This window comes from Sphaerisporangium dianthi (assembly GCF_042654065.1).
Lineage (GTDB): Bacteria > Actinomycetota > Actinomycetes > Streptosporangiales > Streptosporangiaceae > Sphaerisporangium > Sphaerisporangium dianthi.
Genome location: NZ_JBHSFP010000018.1, coordinates 59,877 through 73,615 on the forward strand (window position 1 = coordinate 59,877; position 13,739 = coordinate 73,615).

Below are 13,739 nucleotides of genomic sequence, written 5' to 3' on the forward strand. Positions count from 1 at the left end.
CTCACATCAATGGTGGAGTACACCGTTGATGTAAGGAGACCTCATGGCGTCGATCTACGATCAGGTCGGGGGCGCGAGCGCGGTCGCGGCGGTCGTCGACGAGTTCTACGTCCGCGTCGTCGCCGACCCGTCGCTCGCGGGCTATTTCCAGGACGTCGACATGGGCAGGCTCAAGGCGCACCAGCGGAGCTTCGTCACCGCGGCGCTCGGCGGCCCCCAGGAGTACCGCGGCAAGCCGATGGGCGAGGCGCATGCGAGCCTCGGCATCTCCGCACAGGACTTCGACACGGTGGTCGGCCACCTGGCCGGAGCCCTGGAAGCCTGCGGGGTCTCCGCCGAGACCATCGGCACCATCGCCTCGGCCCTCGCCCCCCTCAAAGAGCAGATCACCCAGAACCAGGCGGCCGCCTGACCGGTCGCTCAAGCGGTTCATCAACGTCCTTACCGGCCGTAATCCGATGCGGAAGCGGACTCAGCGGGAGAGGCCGTCGCCCTTCAGGCCCTGAAGAAACGCCCGCCACTCCCGAGGGGCGCAGACCAGCACCGCCCCCTCGGGAACCTTGCTGTCCCGCACAGCCCGCCCCCCACCCGGAAGACTCGCCACCTCGACACAGTTGCCGGTCTGCCCGCTGTAAGCGCTCTTGCGCCAGGTCAGACGGGGGGAATCCATCCCGCGACTCCTTGGGGTGTCTAGACCAGGTCGTCGGCTGCCCGTTTCACCAGACCGATCGAATCGTCCGGCGAGAGTGCGGTAGCACGAAGCCTTTCAAAAGCGATTGTATAGGCTGAAACGTCATTTCGTTCTTCCAGGTAGAAATCACCGGTCAGCGTTTCCACATAGACGACCTGGGCGTCGGCCGGCTCTGGCAGACCCAAAATGACGAACGAACCCGATGTGCCGGCGTGCGCTCCGGCGCCGAACGGAACGACCTGCAGGGTGGTTTTGCCTTCGTCGGCCACTGTGACGAGGTGCCGCAACTGCGCGCGCATGACCTGTGCCCCACCGACCATCCGGCGAACGGCCGCCTCGTCTATCACGACCCATAGGCGAGGGCGGTCTTCCTTGGCGAGGACGTTTTGGCGGGTGAGCCGGACTTCGACAAGTCGCTTTATCTCCTCCTTCCCGAGTTCCTGTGCCCCGCCTTTGGTGACGGCCCTGGCGTAGTCGGCGGTCTGGAGCAGGCCTGGAATGGTCACGGGTTCAAAGTTGTGCAGGGAAGCAGCGCCCGCTTCGAGCCCTATGTACACCTCGTACGGGTCGGGGAGGACATCCCGGAACGAGTGCCACCAACCTCGTTCGCGTGCTTCGCGAGCGAGCTGGATGAGACCGTCGCGCTCAGAACCCGCCACGTCGTAAAGCGTGAGCAACTCGCGGACGCTTCGGGGCTGAGGCTTGGAACGCCCGGTCTCGATCCGGAAGATCGTCGACGGCGACCATTCGAGTCGGCGCGCGGCCTCTTCCCGGCTCAGCCCTGCGGCTTCACGATGTCTGATCAGCTCAGTCGCCAGGCGCCGCGCCCGCAGGGTTGGACTCGAACCGTGGACGCTCCTGTCGTGCCTGCCCATGCTTTACTCCGCTCGCCTTTTTTCGTACGCACTATTGCAGGTGACATTCTGTTAGTGCATGATGACGCAAGGTTGCCATGGAGTTGCCGCGCGTGGGAACCGAATGACAGAGATTGCCGACTACAGGCGACGGAGTCCGCCGGATGCTGCGAACACCCGGCGGACCTCTAGAGACGGACAGCGGAGGTCCGATCCCATGGGGAAGTCTACAAGGGCTCTTGATGCCCGCCCGGTGTGCCGCCACGTACACCCGCACCAGTACACGAGCCGTTCTCCGGAGCAGAGATGAGCGGGAGGCATCGACGGGATCCCAAGGACGAGGGGGACGACGTCCATCCGGTTCCATCCCTTCATCTCCGGCAAGGAGTCGCCATGAGTGCCATGTCGGACGGGCTGCGGACCGTGTGCTGGGATCTGCCGTGTGACGCGGCGGTCATCGGCGGGGCGCGGAGCATGGTGCGAGGCACGTGTCGCGGTTGGGCCGTGCCGGAGGAGGTCACCGACGACATCGTTCTGGTGGTCGGCGAGCTGCTCGGCAACGCCGTCGTGCACGGAAGGCCGCCGGTCCGGCTCTCCGTGTGGGCGACCGAGGAGGAACTCTGCGTGCGGGTCACCGACCACGGTCCCGAGGACCCGCGCCGCCTCCACCTCAGCCCGGAGGCGATCCACGGCCGAGGGCTGGCCATCGTGGAGGCGCTCGCGGACCGCTGGGGCGTCGTCCACACGGCGGACGAGACCGGGACAGGAAAGACCGTCTGGGCCGCCTGGCGCCGGACGCGCACAGCCCCCGGCGCTTCCCGTGCCCAAGAGGCCGGTCGGGCGGACACGACCGGACGATGAGACGCACGATCTCGGAGAAGGGGAGAAGGGAAGAACTCAGTACATCGCCGTGCCGGCGAAGGCGGTCTGGTCGTACTGGTGAGCGGACGCGTCGTGGCTCGTCGTCGCGCTCGCGGAGTCGGCGAGCAGGTGGTCGGCGGTGAGGACGGCACGGGCGGGAGGGAAGGTGCTGGGACGGCCGGCGGCCTGGGGAAGGTCAGGAGGAGAACTTCCGGCGGCGAATCGACGTTGAGCGGGTGACGGGATCGGGGGATCTTGCGCGACATGGGGTGACGATCATGGAATCCGGCGAGACCGGGGTCGTGGAATGGCGGCGTTCCCGACCCAAGATGTTCTTCATGATGCTGCTCGGCATGGCCATGGTGGGCGTGTGCGCGGCGATGGCGTTCGACTGGTTGTCCATCGAGCCGAGCTTCCTCACGGTCGGCCTCGGGTGGCTGGGAGCGGTCATGTTCTCGGTGTTCACCGCCGGGTGGGCATGGTTCTTCGTCATGGCCGATCCGGTGGTCATCCGGGTCGGGCCCCAAGGCGTCCACGATTGGCGGGTGTCCGCCGGGCCGATCCCGTGGACCGACATCGAGCAGATCTCCGTGCTCCAGAACCAGCGCGTCCGATTCATGATCATGCATATGGAGCCCGCGGCCTGGCGGCGTCATCTGCCGCGGGGCGTCTTCCGCCCTCTGGCGGCGATGGCCGCCCGCAAGTACGAAGGGTTGAGCGTCGGCACGGTGGGACTCGACCGCTCCTTCGACGAACTCCTGGCCGAAGTGGGGAAGCACTACCCCCCGACCGCGCCCGCCTGACCCGCCGGCGGGTCAGGCGGAGGGCGCCGTCATCACCTCCATGATGTGGCCGTCGGGGTCGTCGAAGTAGACCGCGCGCCCGCCGCGCCAGGTGTTGATCTCTCCGTGGCGCTTGGGCTCGTGGGGCTCGGCGTAGAAGTCAAGGCCCGCGTCCATGATCCTGCCGAAGACCTCGTCGAACTCGGCCTCGCTGACCGCGAAGGCGTAGTGGTGCGGGGAGATCTCGCCGACGCCCCTGGTGGCGAAGTCGACGTCGGCGAAGTCGAGCGTGGTCAGCTCCCCGACCCGCACGGGGATGAACGGGCCCACCGGTTCACCGACGGGCAGTCCGAGAATGCCGGCCAGAAAAGCGGCCGAGGCCCGCTTGTCCCGCGCGGGGACGATGGTGTGATCGAGAGAGATCGCCATGTCTGTATCCCCCCTGTCACGGGTGATGCCGTCCTCTCATCGTAATCGGCAGCCGTGGCCCCTGCCGAGGGACGGACGGTGGCGAACTGCCGGCGCCGCTTCTTACGGCAGCCAGTCGATTCGGTCCGGTGAAGGCAGGCGGCCAGATGAGAGCCGTTCCTCCAGCGCGTCGACAAGTCGGCCCATCGCCGACTTGGTGCGGGGGAACCGGTGAGCAGCGCTGTAGAGCAGGCCCGCACACGGCCGTCCCTGCGTGAGCCGTTGGACTCGTAGGATCTCGAAGTCGCGGATGTTCTCGGTGAGAATGCAGCGATCTTGACCGATGGCCATTTCGATCACGCCGTCATCCGGAGTGCCCGGCCCCGTGTCACACTCTGCCACGGCGACCACGTCGTAACCCCTGGCCCTGAGTTCCGCCGCCAGATATGGCGCGAACATCTCGTCTAGAAGAAGCCGTGCGCTCACGAGGCCAGCAGGCCCTGTTCGCGGCGCCATCGCTCCTCCGCGGCCGTGGCGGCATGCTCGGCGGCCTTGATCTGCTCGTCTATCTCCTCGGGGTAGGCCGACCAGTAGCGAATCGCGGTTGTGACCTGCTGCGGCGTGATGCCCGAGTGTTCGCTCACCATCTCGACGATCTCCTGGGCCGACGCATCGGTGTCGGCCGCACGAGTCGTCTTGACCGCTTGGACGACCTCCCAGACATCCGGGCCGTTCACCGTCACAGCGCGCCGTCCGAAAGGCCCGGATCGGAAGATGATGCCGGGATGCTCTTCCATCCGCAGTGCCTCGGCGACGAGCAGGTTTACCGCGGCGGATACCGACAGACCGGGATGCTCCGTTACGAACCGCACGAGCTTATCGAGTACGGCTTCCTCGAACCTGATCGACCGTGGAGTCGGTGCCATGACTACATTGTAGTCACACTCCGGAACAGAATGTGCTCATCTCGATACGGAGCAGATTCGGCCTCTCCGTCAGGCCGGCCTTTGTGACCCCGATCGAGGTCAACTGGAAGGCGGGGAAGGCGGAGACACAGGTGCAACCTTTCGTCCAGCGGGTCGCGTTGGGTACGTGCGAAAGGAGGGCACAGTGGACCGTCACGACGGCTTCCGCGAGTTCGTGCCGGCCCGTCAGCAAGCGCTGATGCGGACCGCGTACCTGCTCACGGGAGATGCCCATCTCGCCGAGGACCTGCTGCAAAGCGTGCTGGCCAGGGTCGTCGGGCAGTGGCCGAAACTGTCCGAGGACGGCAACCCCGCGGCGTACACGCGCAAGGCCTTGGTCAACCAGTACATCTCCTGGAGGCGCCGCCCCCGTCCCGAGTTGCCGAGCGCCGACCCGCCCGGGCGGAGCACGTCCCACGAGGCGGCCACGCTCGACCGGATCGTCCTGCGCCAGGCGCTGGCCAAGCTGACCCGCAAGCAGCGGGCCGTGATCGTGCTGCGCTTCTGGGAGGACCTCACCGAGGCGCAGACGGCCGACGTGCTCGGCTGCTCGATCGGCAACGTCAAGAGCCAGACCCATCACGCTCTGGCGCGCCTGCGGACGCTCGCGCCCGAGCTGACGGACCGGCGCATCGAGGAGGTGGCCCCATGACGAGGCTGCGCGACGCGCTCGAAGAACTCACGAAGGAGGCTCCACTGGTGAACCTGACCGACGCGGCCATCGCGATCCACCGGCGCAGGCGGCGCACCACGCGCGCGGTGGCCGCCCTCGCGGCGGCCGCGGCGCTGGTGACGGCGACGGCGAGCGCGTTGGTCGCCTGGCCCCGAGCCGACCACACGGCCACACCCCAGCGCGTGGACACGATGCCCGACCTGCCCGGCGGTCAGGTGGGGGCGATCGGATACGCCTACCAGACCCCCTGCGAACCTGACGCGAAGACGTTCGAGATCGGCTGCGCCGCCGTGGAGTGGCGGGTGGTCACCCAGAGCGGCAGGACGTACAGAGTGCCGCAGGCGCTCGTCGCGACCGGCAAGAACCGGTCGGTGCCCGTCGCGATCAGCCGAGACGGGCGCATGCTCGCCTACTACGACAGGGACGTTCAGGCGCATGTGGTCCGTGACCTGGTGAGCGGCGCCGAGGTGACCTCCCCCGTCACGGTGGAGGAGGACAGCATCGACATCGGCTCCATGCTCGTGGTGTCGGACGACGGCCGGTACGTGGCCTTCGACCCGCGCGAAGGCAGCAAGGCGCCCGGCCTGCTGATCGACATGTACACCGGCAAGACGGTGTCGATACCCGGCACGTACGAGCCGATCAGCATCAAGGACGGCGCCGTCGAGCTGATCCGGTACCGCAAGACCGACCTGTGGACGATGCCGGTCACGGGCGGAGGCGATCCGGTGCGCTTCGACGGAGTGTTCATCCTGTTCGGCGAGCTTTCCCCGGACGGCCGTACGGTGGTCGCCGTCGAGCACTCGGAGTACGACGAACGCAGGCTCACCCTGCTGGACGCCAAGACGGGGGCGACTCTGCGCAAGGTGACCGTTCGCGGCCTGCCGAAAGCCGGCACGATCGACGGCACCACCATCTGGCTGAACCGATCGGAGGTCATGACTTTCGTCCGTGACCGGGAACACCGCTACTCCTACGCGGTCGACGTCACCACTGGACGGTCCCGCCGCCTGGCCGACTACTCGGCCCCGCGCATGCACAAAATGGTGCTGCCCGGCGTCAGCGATGACTGGTGGTGACCGAACCGCCCGAAGCCGTCGCTACGAGCACAAAGCACTCACGCAAACTGCGATTGCCTGGCCCCGGGTCGCACTCTGCCGCGGCGAGCACGTCGTAACCTCCGGCCCTGAGCTCCGCCACCAGATATGGCGCGAACATCTCATCCAGAAGAAGCTCACAGCGATACGGAGCGAGTTCGGCCCCTCGGCCAGGACCTGCCTTGATGATCCAGGCCGAGGTCAGTCGAAGGTCAGTTGTTCGGTTTTGCGGGGCATGAGGAGGAAGGCGCCGACGCTGAGGACGGCCACCGCCAGGACGGTCAGGAAGACGTGGTGGCTGGCGTCGTAGAGGGCGTCGCGGACGTAGGTCGCGGTCGCCGACCGAGTGGAGGCTCCCTGGGCGCCGAGCACGAGGCTGGTGGCGTCGAGGCTGCTCGGCAGCTTGCCGGCCAGGGCGGCGGGCGGGTGGGTGAAGCGGTCGGACAGGGTGGCGTTGGAGATGGCGCCGAGGACGGCCGCGCCGACCGCGCTGCCGATGGAGCGGCTGAACATGTTCGTGGCCGTGACGACGCCGCGGCGGTCCCAGCCGACGACCGACTGGATGGCCACCATCGTGGGGCTGGAGGACAGGCCGAGGCCGACGCCGACGACGAAGCACGCCGCCGCGACCTGCCAGACCTGTGCGTGCCGGCCGAGGAGGGCGCACATCACCGCTCCGGCGAGGACCACGGCGGCGCCGATGAGCGCCGTGTCGCGGAAGCCGATGCGCATGTAGACGCGGCCGGAGAAGGTCGCCGCCAGCGGCCAGCCGATGGTGAGCGCGGCCAGGGCGAAGCCCGCCACCAGGGCGCCGGTGCCGAGGACGCCTTCGGCGAAGGTCGGCACGTAGGACGTGAGGCCGATCATGAGGGCGCCGACGCTGAGCCCGACGAGGTTGCCGCCGACGAGGACGCGGCGCCGGAACACCCACAGCGGCAGGATGGGCTCGACGGCCCGGCGCTCCACCAGCACGAACGCGACGAGCAGCACTCCTCCGGCCGCGAAGATGCCCAGGCTGGGCGCCGATGCCCAGCTCCAGGCCACCCCGCCTTCGAGCAGTGCGAGAATGATCAGCGAGGACCCCGCGGTGAGCAGCGTCGCCCCGAGGTAGTCGATCTTGTGGCTGCTGCGCGTGACCCGCTCCTTGAAACGGCGGGCGAGCATCCAGGCGGCGATCGCGCCGAGCGGCAGGTTGATGAAGAAGATCCAGCGCCAGGAGATGTACTCGGAGAACAGGCCGCCGAGCGTGGGGCCGATCACGGCCGCCACGCCCCACACGCTGGCCACGTAACCCTGAACGCGGGCGCGTTCCTCGACGGAGTAAAGGTCGCCGACCATCGTGATGCTCATGGGCTGGACGGCTCCGGCCCCGATCCCCTGCAGAGCGCGGAAGAAGATGAGCGCCGGCATGTTCCAGGCCACGCCGCACAGCACCGAACCGAGGAGGAACACGGCGATGCCGAAGAACATGACCGGCTTGCGGCCGAAGATGTCGGCGAACTTCCCGTACAGCGGGACGGTGACCGCCTGGGTGAGCAGGTAGATGGAGAACAGCCAGGGGAACTGGGCGAACCCTCCGAGGTCGCTGACGACCGAGGGCACCGCCGTCGCGATGATCGTGCTGTCGAGTGCGACCAGGCCCGTGCAGAGCATGATGGCGGCGAGTACCGGACCGCGCTCCGACTTGAGACCGATGCCTTTGGACGTCGTTACCGTCGTCACGTCGGGGAACTCTCCTTGCGCGTGGGACCTGGGCGTCGAAGCGGACGCCCTGTGCCGGCGGCAGGGACGTTCCGAAACTACGCAACTCTGTCATCACCGTTCAGATTCCCCATAACCACATAAGAACGGCGAATGGCGTACACGCACACAAGAAAGACAGCGTCAAAGTTGCAAGGATGCCCGGATGTACGGGGCGCGCAGATACCCGCAGGTCAGCTCCGCCGAAGCAACATCGGGGCGACGCGGGAACGCGTGTGAGACTGGAAGTCCGCGGTGTCGTTGACCCGGGGGAAGGGCTCGGCGGGCACCGGCACGTCGAGGAACCCGCACAGCGGCTCCCATCCCTGGGATACCTCGAAGACGAGCAGCCGATCGGACGGGATCGTCGCCTTGACCGCCTCGATGTGCGTCTGGAAAGTCCTGATCATGTGCGCGGGATCGTTCAGCCGGCCGTCGAAGACGCGGTCGGTGACGACCAGCCGCACCATCTCGTTGTAGGCGGCGAAGTCGGTGCCCAGCAGCGAGGAGAGCCGCAGGATCATCTTGCCGGGCAGCGTGGAGCCACGCTCACGCTGCTTGAGGATGGTGGCCCGCATGCTCTCGAGCCATCGTTCCGGATCCCGCACGGTCAGGACGACCTTGGCCTCGGGGTGGTGCTCGGCCAGTTCGCGCCAGTACGCGGAAGCCGGCCAGTCCACGCACGACCGGTAGCCCGCGAGGACGGAGTCCCAGTCGGAGGTCCTTCCCCGCCCGACGGCCAGCCAGCGCCGGATCTGCCCGGGATTGTTGAACACCTCGGTCATGTGGTGGCAGGGGCCGAGCCCCAGCCGTTCCAGCGCCGTCTTCAGCGTCAGCGTCCCCGTACGCCCGAACCCCGCCCCGATGACCCGCATAATCTGCACCATTCCGATAGGAAACTGCCGATTACGTATACAAGCCAATGTTTCACCGGCGACCGGATCCGACAAGGGTGCGGTCAACGACCGGAGTACTCGATCAGGAGCCGGTCCTGCCTGCGAGCGTCCCGTTCTGCGGCCTCGCGCTTCTGGGCCGCCCATTCGGCTGTGACTCGCTCATGCGAGTCACAGCCGAATGGCCTGATCATCCGTGGCCGGGATCGTGCGCGTCAGTTGGGTCGCTCGGCGCAGCCGGCCGTCATCGGCGAGTCGGCCGAACATGTGGATCTCGGTGGCGATGACGCTCCCCTTGCGCATTGACGCGATCAGCCGGTACCACGCGGCGACCCGGTCGCCGTCGACGATCGCCACCTCCACCTCCACCTGGACGGCGGTCGCCCGCTTGCGGGCGGGGCGGATGTGGTCGAGCAGCCGCTTGCGGTCAAGGACGATCCCGTCGTTGACGAGCTCGTAGTCGGATGTGTGATACCGATCCATGACCGTTTCCGGCTCCTCGTCGCCGAATGCGATCTCGTGGGGGTAGCGGGTCAGGTACCCGGCCAGATCGGTCGCGGGCGTTGTGCGCGTGCCGGCCATGCGTGCCTCCGGAAGTGTGGTCGGCGCGATGCGAGCGCGCCCCTCGCTTATCTCTGACAGGCATGTCCAAGATAGCGCGGTAGGTTACCCTTGACAACCGTGTCCGAGATAAGTGGCGACAGGCCCAGGCGCCGCCGCCGGTCCGACGCCGACCGCAGCGCCGCCGCCGTGCTGGGGGCGGCGGTAAGGGTGCTGGGCCGGCGGCCCGACGCGAGTGTGGAAGAGATCGCGGCCGCGGCGGGAGTGGCCCGCCAGACGGTCTACGCCCACTACCCCTCGCGGCAGGCGCTGCTGAGCGCGGTGATCGGCCGGATCACGGATCACGTGATCGCCGCGATCGACGCCGCCGACATCGACGCCGGCCCGGCGACCGCGGCTCTCTTGCGATGGCTCGACACCAGTTGGCGTCTCTTGGAGCGATATCCGCTACTGCTGCACCCGTCGGTGGCGACGAGTGACCCGCAGAAGTCCTACGAGAGCCACGTCCCGATCACCGACCGGCTGCGGAGGCTGATCCGACGTGGCCAGGACACCGGAGAGTTCGACCCCGCTCTCTCGCCGACCTGGCTGCTGGCGGCCACGATGGCCCTAGGGCATGCGGCCGGGGACGAGGTGGCCGCAGGCCGGATGACCTCCGCGCAGGCCGGCGAAGCACTGCGAGAGAGCGTCCGGCGCCTGTACAAGACGGCCGATTGAAGAGGAGGAGCAGCCGCCGCCGTTCGAGGTACGGCGTGTCCCGCTTCGCTCAGATCATGACGTGGGCTTCGGGGTGGCCGGCGAAGCAGAACTGGGCGTTGCGGGTGAGCTTGTAGTCCTGGGCCTTCCAGGTGTGGGCGGAGGCGTCCGCGCCGCGCATGTAGACGAAGTTGAAGCGGTCCGCCGAGTAGATGCGGACGCCTTCCTCCTTGCAGCGGCGCACCAGCCGGGTGTCCTCGCCCGCGTTGACCGCCTCGAAGGCGTAGGTGCGCAGCAGGTCGGCCTTGGCGAGGATCGTGGCGCCCTGCACGAGGTGGGCGTACCGGTGCTCCAGGCCGGGCAGGCGCATGACCGTGGTGTTGGTAGCGGGGAAGTAGGTGTAGTGAGCGCCCTTGCCGACCATCTCGGCGTCGGCGTAGTCGAAGGCGCGCAGCAGGTCCGACAGGTAGTGGACGCCGTAGAGGTTGTCGTCGTCCATCTTGGCGATGTACTCGCCGTCGGCCTGGGCGATGCCGAGGTTGAGCACCTCGCCCAGCGTGAGCGAGGGGTGGGCGGTGAGCACCTTGACGGCGGGGACGCCGGCCGAGAGGGCCTTGTCGCGCACCACCTCGGGGTCGATCTCCAGCCCGTGCAGGACGAGGATCAGCTCCAGGTCGCGGTGGCGCTGGCGGGCGACCTGCGCGATGGCGTGTTCGAGCTGGCCGGCGCGGTTGGTGGGCAGGACGATCGACACGTGCTTGGTGCGGGGGACGACCGGGCGGCCGAGCGCGGTGAGGATCTGGTCGACGCGGTGGGTGAACAGGTGCTTGTCGAAGACCTCGCGCATGGCCAGGTGGGCCTGCCGTGCGCGCAGCTCGGGGCTGTTGATCAGGTAGAGGGCCTGGTTGTAGGCCTCCTCCTGGGTGTGGGCGATCGGGATCAGCGGCCCGAAGGTGTCCTCGATGGCGCGCGACCAGCCTGAGAGCACGGTGGTGGAGCACGCCGAGAGCTCGAACACCCGCCGGGCGCACATGGTCGGCGAGTCGATCACCGAGTTCACGTTGAGGAAGACCTTGTACATCTTGTACGCGGCCAGCATCTGCTCGTAGGGCAGCTCGCCGACGATGTGCGGGCGGTACTCCTCGGGCCAGGCGTACTTGTCGCCTGCCTTGTCGTTGCGGGCGAAGATGTGCAGGCCGAGCTCCCTGGTGGGAGCGATCACGGTCTCCATCTGCTCGCGCCGCTCGGGGTGCTTGTCGCGGAAGTACATGCCGGCGAAGACGACGTCGTACGGCCGGCCCTGCTTGGTCTGGACGGGGTTGTGCACGCGGGGCTGCGCGGCGAACTGCAGCACGTCCACCCGGTCATGACCCAATATCTCGCGGTATTTCGGCACCATGTCGCCGTCGCACGTGTACACGAAGTCGAACAGCTTGGCGGTGTCGATGAAGAAGTCGAAGTTGGGCGGGTCTTCCTTGTTCCAGAAGACCGTGGGGATGCCCTGCTCGCGGCACCAGGCGACCAGGTCGCGCAGCTCCTGCTTGGGGGCGTTGGTGCCGGTCATCTGGTAGCGCCAGCGCCCCTGGTTGCCGTGCCAGGCCGACTCGCAGAACAGCACGTCGGGACGCTTGTCGGCGAAGACCTCCTGCCAGTCCTTCAGCCCGAACTCGATCTGGTCCCACTCGTACTTGAACGCCATCCGGGAGAAGTCGTCCAGGATGACCGCGACCTTGAGGTCCGGGCGGTTGACCGGCCCCTCCGGCCAGGCGAGGTTGGGGATCTTGACCTCGGGCGCGTGCGCGAGCACGGCGTCGATGACGGCGGCGCTCGCGGTGACCGTCGCGGGCGGTTTGGGCGCCTTCTTCGGCTTCATGGCGGCGGACAGATCGCGCGGGAGCCGTACGAGCCTGGCCGGGCGCTTGGCGCCGGCGAGCGCGGTGCTCACGCGGTAGGGGCGCTGCGCCTTGGTGGCCGACAGCTGCCACTGGGCGTACTCGGCCTTGGCCTCGGCCGTGGCCAGGCGCCGCTCCAGCTCGCGGATGCGGTCTTCGTAGCGCTCGACGACCTTGCGCTCCTCGGGCAGCCAGTTCGCCGCGCCGAGACGCTGGAAACGCGGCTCATCCGGATTGTTCTGGTCATCGGCCATGGTCGGACTTGCTCCCTCGTTCTCCGCGAGTTCCCCCGGCTCCGCGAGCCGCGCGGGGCTCCTCGAGCTCTCGATCACCGCGCGCGTGCGTCGAGGCCCGGGAATGTTCGATGCTACGGCGTCGGCGGCGCGAAGTCGGGCGATTTCCGACAAAAGACCAGATCACCGCACCTCGGCCGGAAGTGTCCGAGCCCGGACACCGGTGACCCCGCGAGCGCCGCGCCGCCGCGTCAGGCCGTCGGCGGGACTCCCTGGGCGGCCGGCGAGAGGTTGTCGCCGCGCAGCCACGCCTCGATGACGCGGGCGACGCGCGGCCCGGCCTTGCCGTCCCACAGCGGCGGCAGCTCTCCGCTCGGGGTCGCCGCGCCGTCCGCCAGCGCCTTGGAGGCCGCCGCGGGCAGGGTCGCCGGGGTGACCAGGCGGTTGGTGCCATGGGTGATCGTGATGGGCCGCTCGGTGTTCGGCCGCACGGTCAGGCAGGGCACGCCGAGCATGGTGGTCTCCTCCTGCACGCCGCCGGAGTCGGTGACCACGAGCGCCGCGCCGCGCACCAACGACAGGAACTCGACGTACCCCAGCGGGTCGATGATGACCAGGCCGTCGCCGGTGACCAGGCCCGCCTGCGCCAGCCGCTCGCGCCCGCGCGGGTGCAGCGGCACCACGACCGGGACCTGCTCGCCCACCGCCAGCACGGCCTCGACCAGCTCGCGGGCCGACTCGGGGTCGTCCACGTTCGCCGGGCGGTGCAGGGTGGCCACGGCGTACCGCTCGGGCAGGCCGAGGCGGGCCTTCAGCGGCGCCGGGTCGAGCTTGGGCAGCGCCGAGAACAGACTGTCGATCATCGGGTTGCCGACCAGGTGCGCCTTGGCGGGGGAGACGCCCTCGTTCGCCAGGTGGGACAGCCCGTCGGGGCTCGTGACGAGCAGGATGTCGGCGAGCGCGTCGGTGACGACCCGGTTGACCTCCTCGGGCATCTCGCGGTCGAACGACCGCAGGCCCGCCTCGACGTGCGCGGTGGGGATGTGCAGCTTGGCGCACACCAGGATCGCCGCGAGCGTGGAGTTGACGTCGCCGTACACCACCACCAGGTCGGGCCGGTGGGTGAGGACGACCTCCTCGAGGCCGGTCATCAGCGCCGCCGTCTGGCGCGCGTGGCTGCCGGACCCCACCCCGAGGTTGGCGATGGGCTCGGGCAGGCCGAGGTCGGCGAAGAAGACGTCGGACATGAGCGCGTCGTAGTGCTGCCCGGTGTGGACGATGCCCTGCCGGACCCCCAGCTCGTCCAGGCCGCGCACGACCGGGGCCGCCTTGACGAAGTTCGGGCGCGCGCCCAGCACGTGCAGAACGAGGGGATTGTCCCTCATTGACCTCG

The 13,739-nt window shown here is 68.3% G+C and carries 16 protein-coding genes; 6 read left to right on the plus strand and 10 right to left on the minus strand.

Features of this window, described 5'->3' with window-relative positions:
- Positions 1-43 precede the first annotated feature (43 nt).
- Positions 44-412: a group I truncated hemoglobin gene (locus tag ACFO60_RS24210; protein ID WP_380843745.1), complete on the plus strand. Its 369-nt coding sequence runs from the start codon at positions 44-46 to the stop codon at positions 410-412.
- 60 nt (positions 413-472) lie between these two features.
- On the opposite strand, the gene ACFO60_RS24215 is transcribed toward ACFO60_RS24210, so the two are convergent.
- Complete coding sequence (locus tag ACFO60_RS24215; protein ID WP_380843747.1) at positions 473-670, minus strand: DUF397 domain-containing protein; 198 nt, start codon at positions 668-670, stop codon at positions 473-475.
- A gap of 20 nt (positions 671-690) precedes the next feature.
- Complete coding sequence (locus ACFO60_RS24220; protein ID WP_380843749.1) at positions 691-1,566, minus strand: helix-turn-helix domain-containing protein; 876 nt, start codon at positions 1,564-1,566, stop codon at positions 691-693.
- A 372-nt stretch (positions 1,567-1,938) separates the two neighbouring features.
- Between ACFO60_RS24220 and ACFO60_RS24225 the strand changes: the two genes are divergently transcribed.
- Positions 1,939-2,406 (plus strand): ATP-binding protein, encoded by a 468-nt coding sequence (locus ACFO60_RS24225; protein ID WP_380843751.1) that lies wholly within the window; start codon positions 1,939-1,941, stop codon positions 2,404-2,406.
- 278 nt (positions 2,407-2,684) lie between these two features.
- Positions 2,685-3,209 (plus strand): STM3941 family protein, encoded by a 525-nt coding sequence (locus tag ACFO60_RS24230; protein ID WP_380843753.1) that lies wholly within the window; start codon positions 2,685-2,687, stop codon positions 3,207-3,209.
- A 12-nt stretch (positions 3,210-3,221) separates the two neighbouring features.
- Here ACFO60_RS24230 and ACFO60_RS24235 read toward each other — a convergent pair whose 3' ends face one another.
- The 3 genes from ACFO60_RS24235 to ACFO60_RS24245 form a co-directional block, all read right to left on the minus strand.
- Entirely contained in the window at positions 3,222-3,617 is a 396-nt protein-coding gene (locus ACFO60_RS24235) for a VOC family protein (protein WP_380843755.1), read from the minus strand.
- Between the two features lie 102 nt (positions 3,618-3,719).
- Positions 3,720-4,082 carry a DUF5615 family PIN-like protein gene (locus tag ACFO60_RS24240; protein ID WP_380843757.1) on the minus strand — a complete coding sequence of 121 codons (363 nt, stop codon included), beginning with the start codon at positions 4,080-4,082 and terminating at the stop codon, positions 3,720-3,722.
- On the minus strand, positions 4,079-4,522 hold the full coding sequence (locus tag ACFO60_RS24245) for a hypothetical protein (RefSeq protein WP_380843759.1): 444 nt from the start codon (positions 4,520-4,522) through the stop codon (positions 4,079-4,081). Before ACFO60_RS24245 ends, ACFO60_RS24240 begins: the two co-directional genes overlap by 4 nt.
- A 184-nt stretch (positions 4,523-4,706) precedes the next feature.
- On the opposite strand from ACFO60_RS24245, the gene ACFO60_RS24250 reads away from it, so the two are divergent.
- Both ACFO60_RS24250 and ACFO60_RS24255 read left to right on the plus strand, forming a co-directional pair.
- Positions 4,707-5,213 carry a SigE family RNA polymerase sigma factor gene (locus ACFO60_RS24250; protein WP_380843761.1) on the plus strand — a complete coding sequence of 169 codons (507 nt, stop codon included), beginning with the start codon at positions 4,707-4,709 and terminating at the stop codon, positions 5,211-5,213.
- A complete protein-coding gene (locus tag ACFO60_RS24255; RefSeq protein WP_380843762.1) occupies positions 5,210-6,313 on the plus strand; it encodes a TolB-like translocation protein in 1,104 nt (367 codons plus the stop codon). The genes ACFO60_RS24250 and ACFO60_RS24255 overlap by 4 nt, the downstream gene beginning before the upstream one ends.
- Positions 6,314-6,532: 219 nt before the next feature.
- On the opposite strand, the gene ACFO60_RS24260 is transcribed toward ACFO60_RS24255, so the two are convergent.
- The 3 genes from ACFO60_RS24260 to ACFO60_RS24270 all read right to left on the minus strand — a co-directional run bounded on the left by ACFO60_RS24260 (position 6,533) and on the right by ACFO60_RS24270 (position 9,546).
- A complete protein-coding gene (locus ACFO60_RS24260) occupies positions 6,533-8,053 on the minus strand; it encodes an MDR family MFS transporter (RefSeq protein ID WP_380843764.1) in 1,521 nt (506 codons plus the stop codon).
- Between the two features lie 212 nt (positions 8,054-8,265).
- Complete coding sequence (locus ACFO60_RS24265; protein WP_380843766.1) at positions 8,266-8,946, minus strand: sulfotransferase family protein; 681 nt, start codon at positions 8,944-8,946, stop codon at positions 8,266-8,268.
- A gap of 189 nt (positions 8,947-9,135) precedes the next feature.
- Positions 9,136-9,546 carry a nuclear transport factor 2 family protein gene (locus tag ACFO60_RS24270; protein WP_380843768.1) on the minus strand — a complete coding sequence of 137 codons (411 nt, stop codon included), beginning with the start codon at positions 9,544-9,546 and terminating at the stop codon, positions 9,136-9,138.
- Between the two features lie 99 nt (positions 9,547-9,645).
- On the opposite strand from ACFO60_RS24270, the gene ACFO60_RS24275 reads away from it, so the two are divergent.
- Positions 9,646-10,242, plus strand: a complete 597-nt coding sequence (locus ACFO60_RS24275; protein WP_380843770.1) for a TetR/AcrR family transcriptional regulator — start codon at positions 9,646-9,648, stop codon at positions 10,240-10,242.
- Between the two features lie 49 nt (positions 10,243-10,291).
- Here ACFO60_RS24275 and ACFO60_RS24280 read toward each other — a convergent pair whose 3' ends face one another.
- Together ACFO60_RS24280 and wecB are read right to left on the minus strand one after the other, a co-directional pair.
- Positions 10,292-12,367 (minus strand): glycosyltransferase family protein, encoded by a 2,076-nt coding sequence (locus ACFO60_RS24280; RefSeq protein WP_380843772.1) that lies wholly within the window; start codon positions 12,365-12,367, stop codon positions 10,292-10,294.
- A gap of 230 nt (positions 12,368-12,597) precedes the next feature.
- The gene (gene wecB / locus ACFO60_RS24285) at positions 12,598-13,731 is read right to left on the minus strand and encodes a non-hydrolyzing UDP-N-acetylglucosamine 2-epimerase (protein ID WP_380843774.1); all 1,134 of its coding nucleotides are present in this window, start codon (positions 13,729-13,731) and stop codon (positions 12,598-12,600) included.
- Positions 13,732-13,739 lie beyond the last annotated feature (8 nt).

What these genes read in the sequence shown, in the direction of transcription:
- ACFO60_RS24255 (WP_380843762.1), top strand. Translation starts at nt 5,210, where the DNA reads ATGACGAGGCTGCGCGACGCGCTCGAAGAACTCACGAAGGAGGCTCCA.
- ACFO60_RS24245 (WP_380843759.1), bottom strand. Translation starts at nt 4,522, where the DNA reads ATGGCACCGACTCCACGGTCGATCAGGTTCGAGGAAGCCGTACTCGAT.
- ACFO60_RS24280 (WP_380843772.1), bottom strand. Translation starts at nt 12,367, where the DNA reads ATGGCCGATGACCAGAACAATCCGGATGAGCCGCGTTTCCAGCGTCTC.
- ACFO60_RS24235 (WP_380843755.1), bottom strand. Translation starts at nt 3,617, where the DNA reads ATGGCGATCTCTCTCGATCACACCATCGTCCCCGCGCGGGACAAGCGG.
- ACFO60_RS24210 (WP_380843745.1), top strand. Translation starts at nt 44, where the DNA reads ATGGCGTCGATCTACGATCAGGTCGGGGGCGCGAGCGCGGTCGCGGCG.
- ACFO60_RS24225 (WP_380843751.1), top strand. Translation starts at nt 1,939, where the DNA reads ATGAGTGCCATGTCGGACGGGCTGCGGACCGTGTGCTGGGATCTGCCG.
- ACFO60_RS24230 (WP_380843753.1), top strand. Translation starts at nt 2,685, where the DNA reads ATGGAATCCGGCGAGACCGGGGTCGTGGAATGGCGGCGTTCCCGACCC.
- wecB (WP_380843774.1), bottom strand. Translation starts at nt 13,731, where the DNA reads ATGAGGGACAATCCCCTCGTTCTGCACGTGCTGGGCGCGCGCCCGAAC.
- ACFO60_RS24270 (WP_380843768.1), bottom strand. Translation starts at nt 9,546, where the DNA reads ATGGCCGGCACGCGCACAACGCCCGCGACCGATCTGGCCGGGTACCTG.
- ACFO60_RS24265 (WP_380843766.1), bottom strand. Translation starts at nt 8,946, where the DNA reads ATGCGGGTCATCGGGGCGGGGTTCGGGCGTACGGGGACGCTGACGCTG.
- ACFO60_RS24215 (WP_380843747.1), bottom strand. Translation starts at nt 670, where the DNA reads ATGGATTCCCCCCGTCTGACCTGGCGCAAGAGCGCTTACAGCGGGCAG.
- ACFO60_RS24220 (WP_380843749.1), bottom strand. Translation starts at nt 1,566, where the DNA reads ATGGGCAGGCACGACAGGAGCGTCCACGGTTCGAGTCCAACCCTGCGG.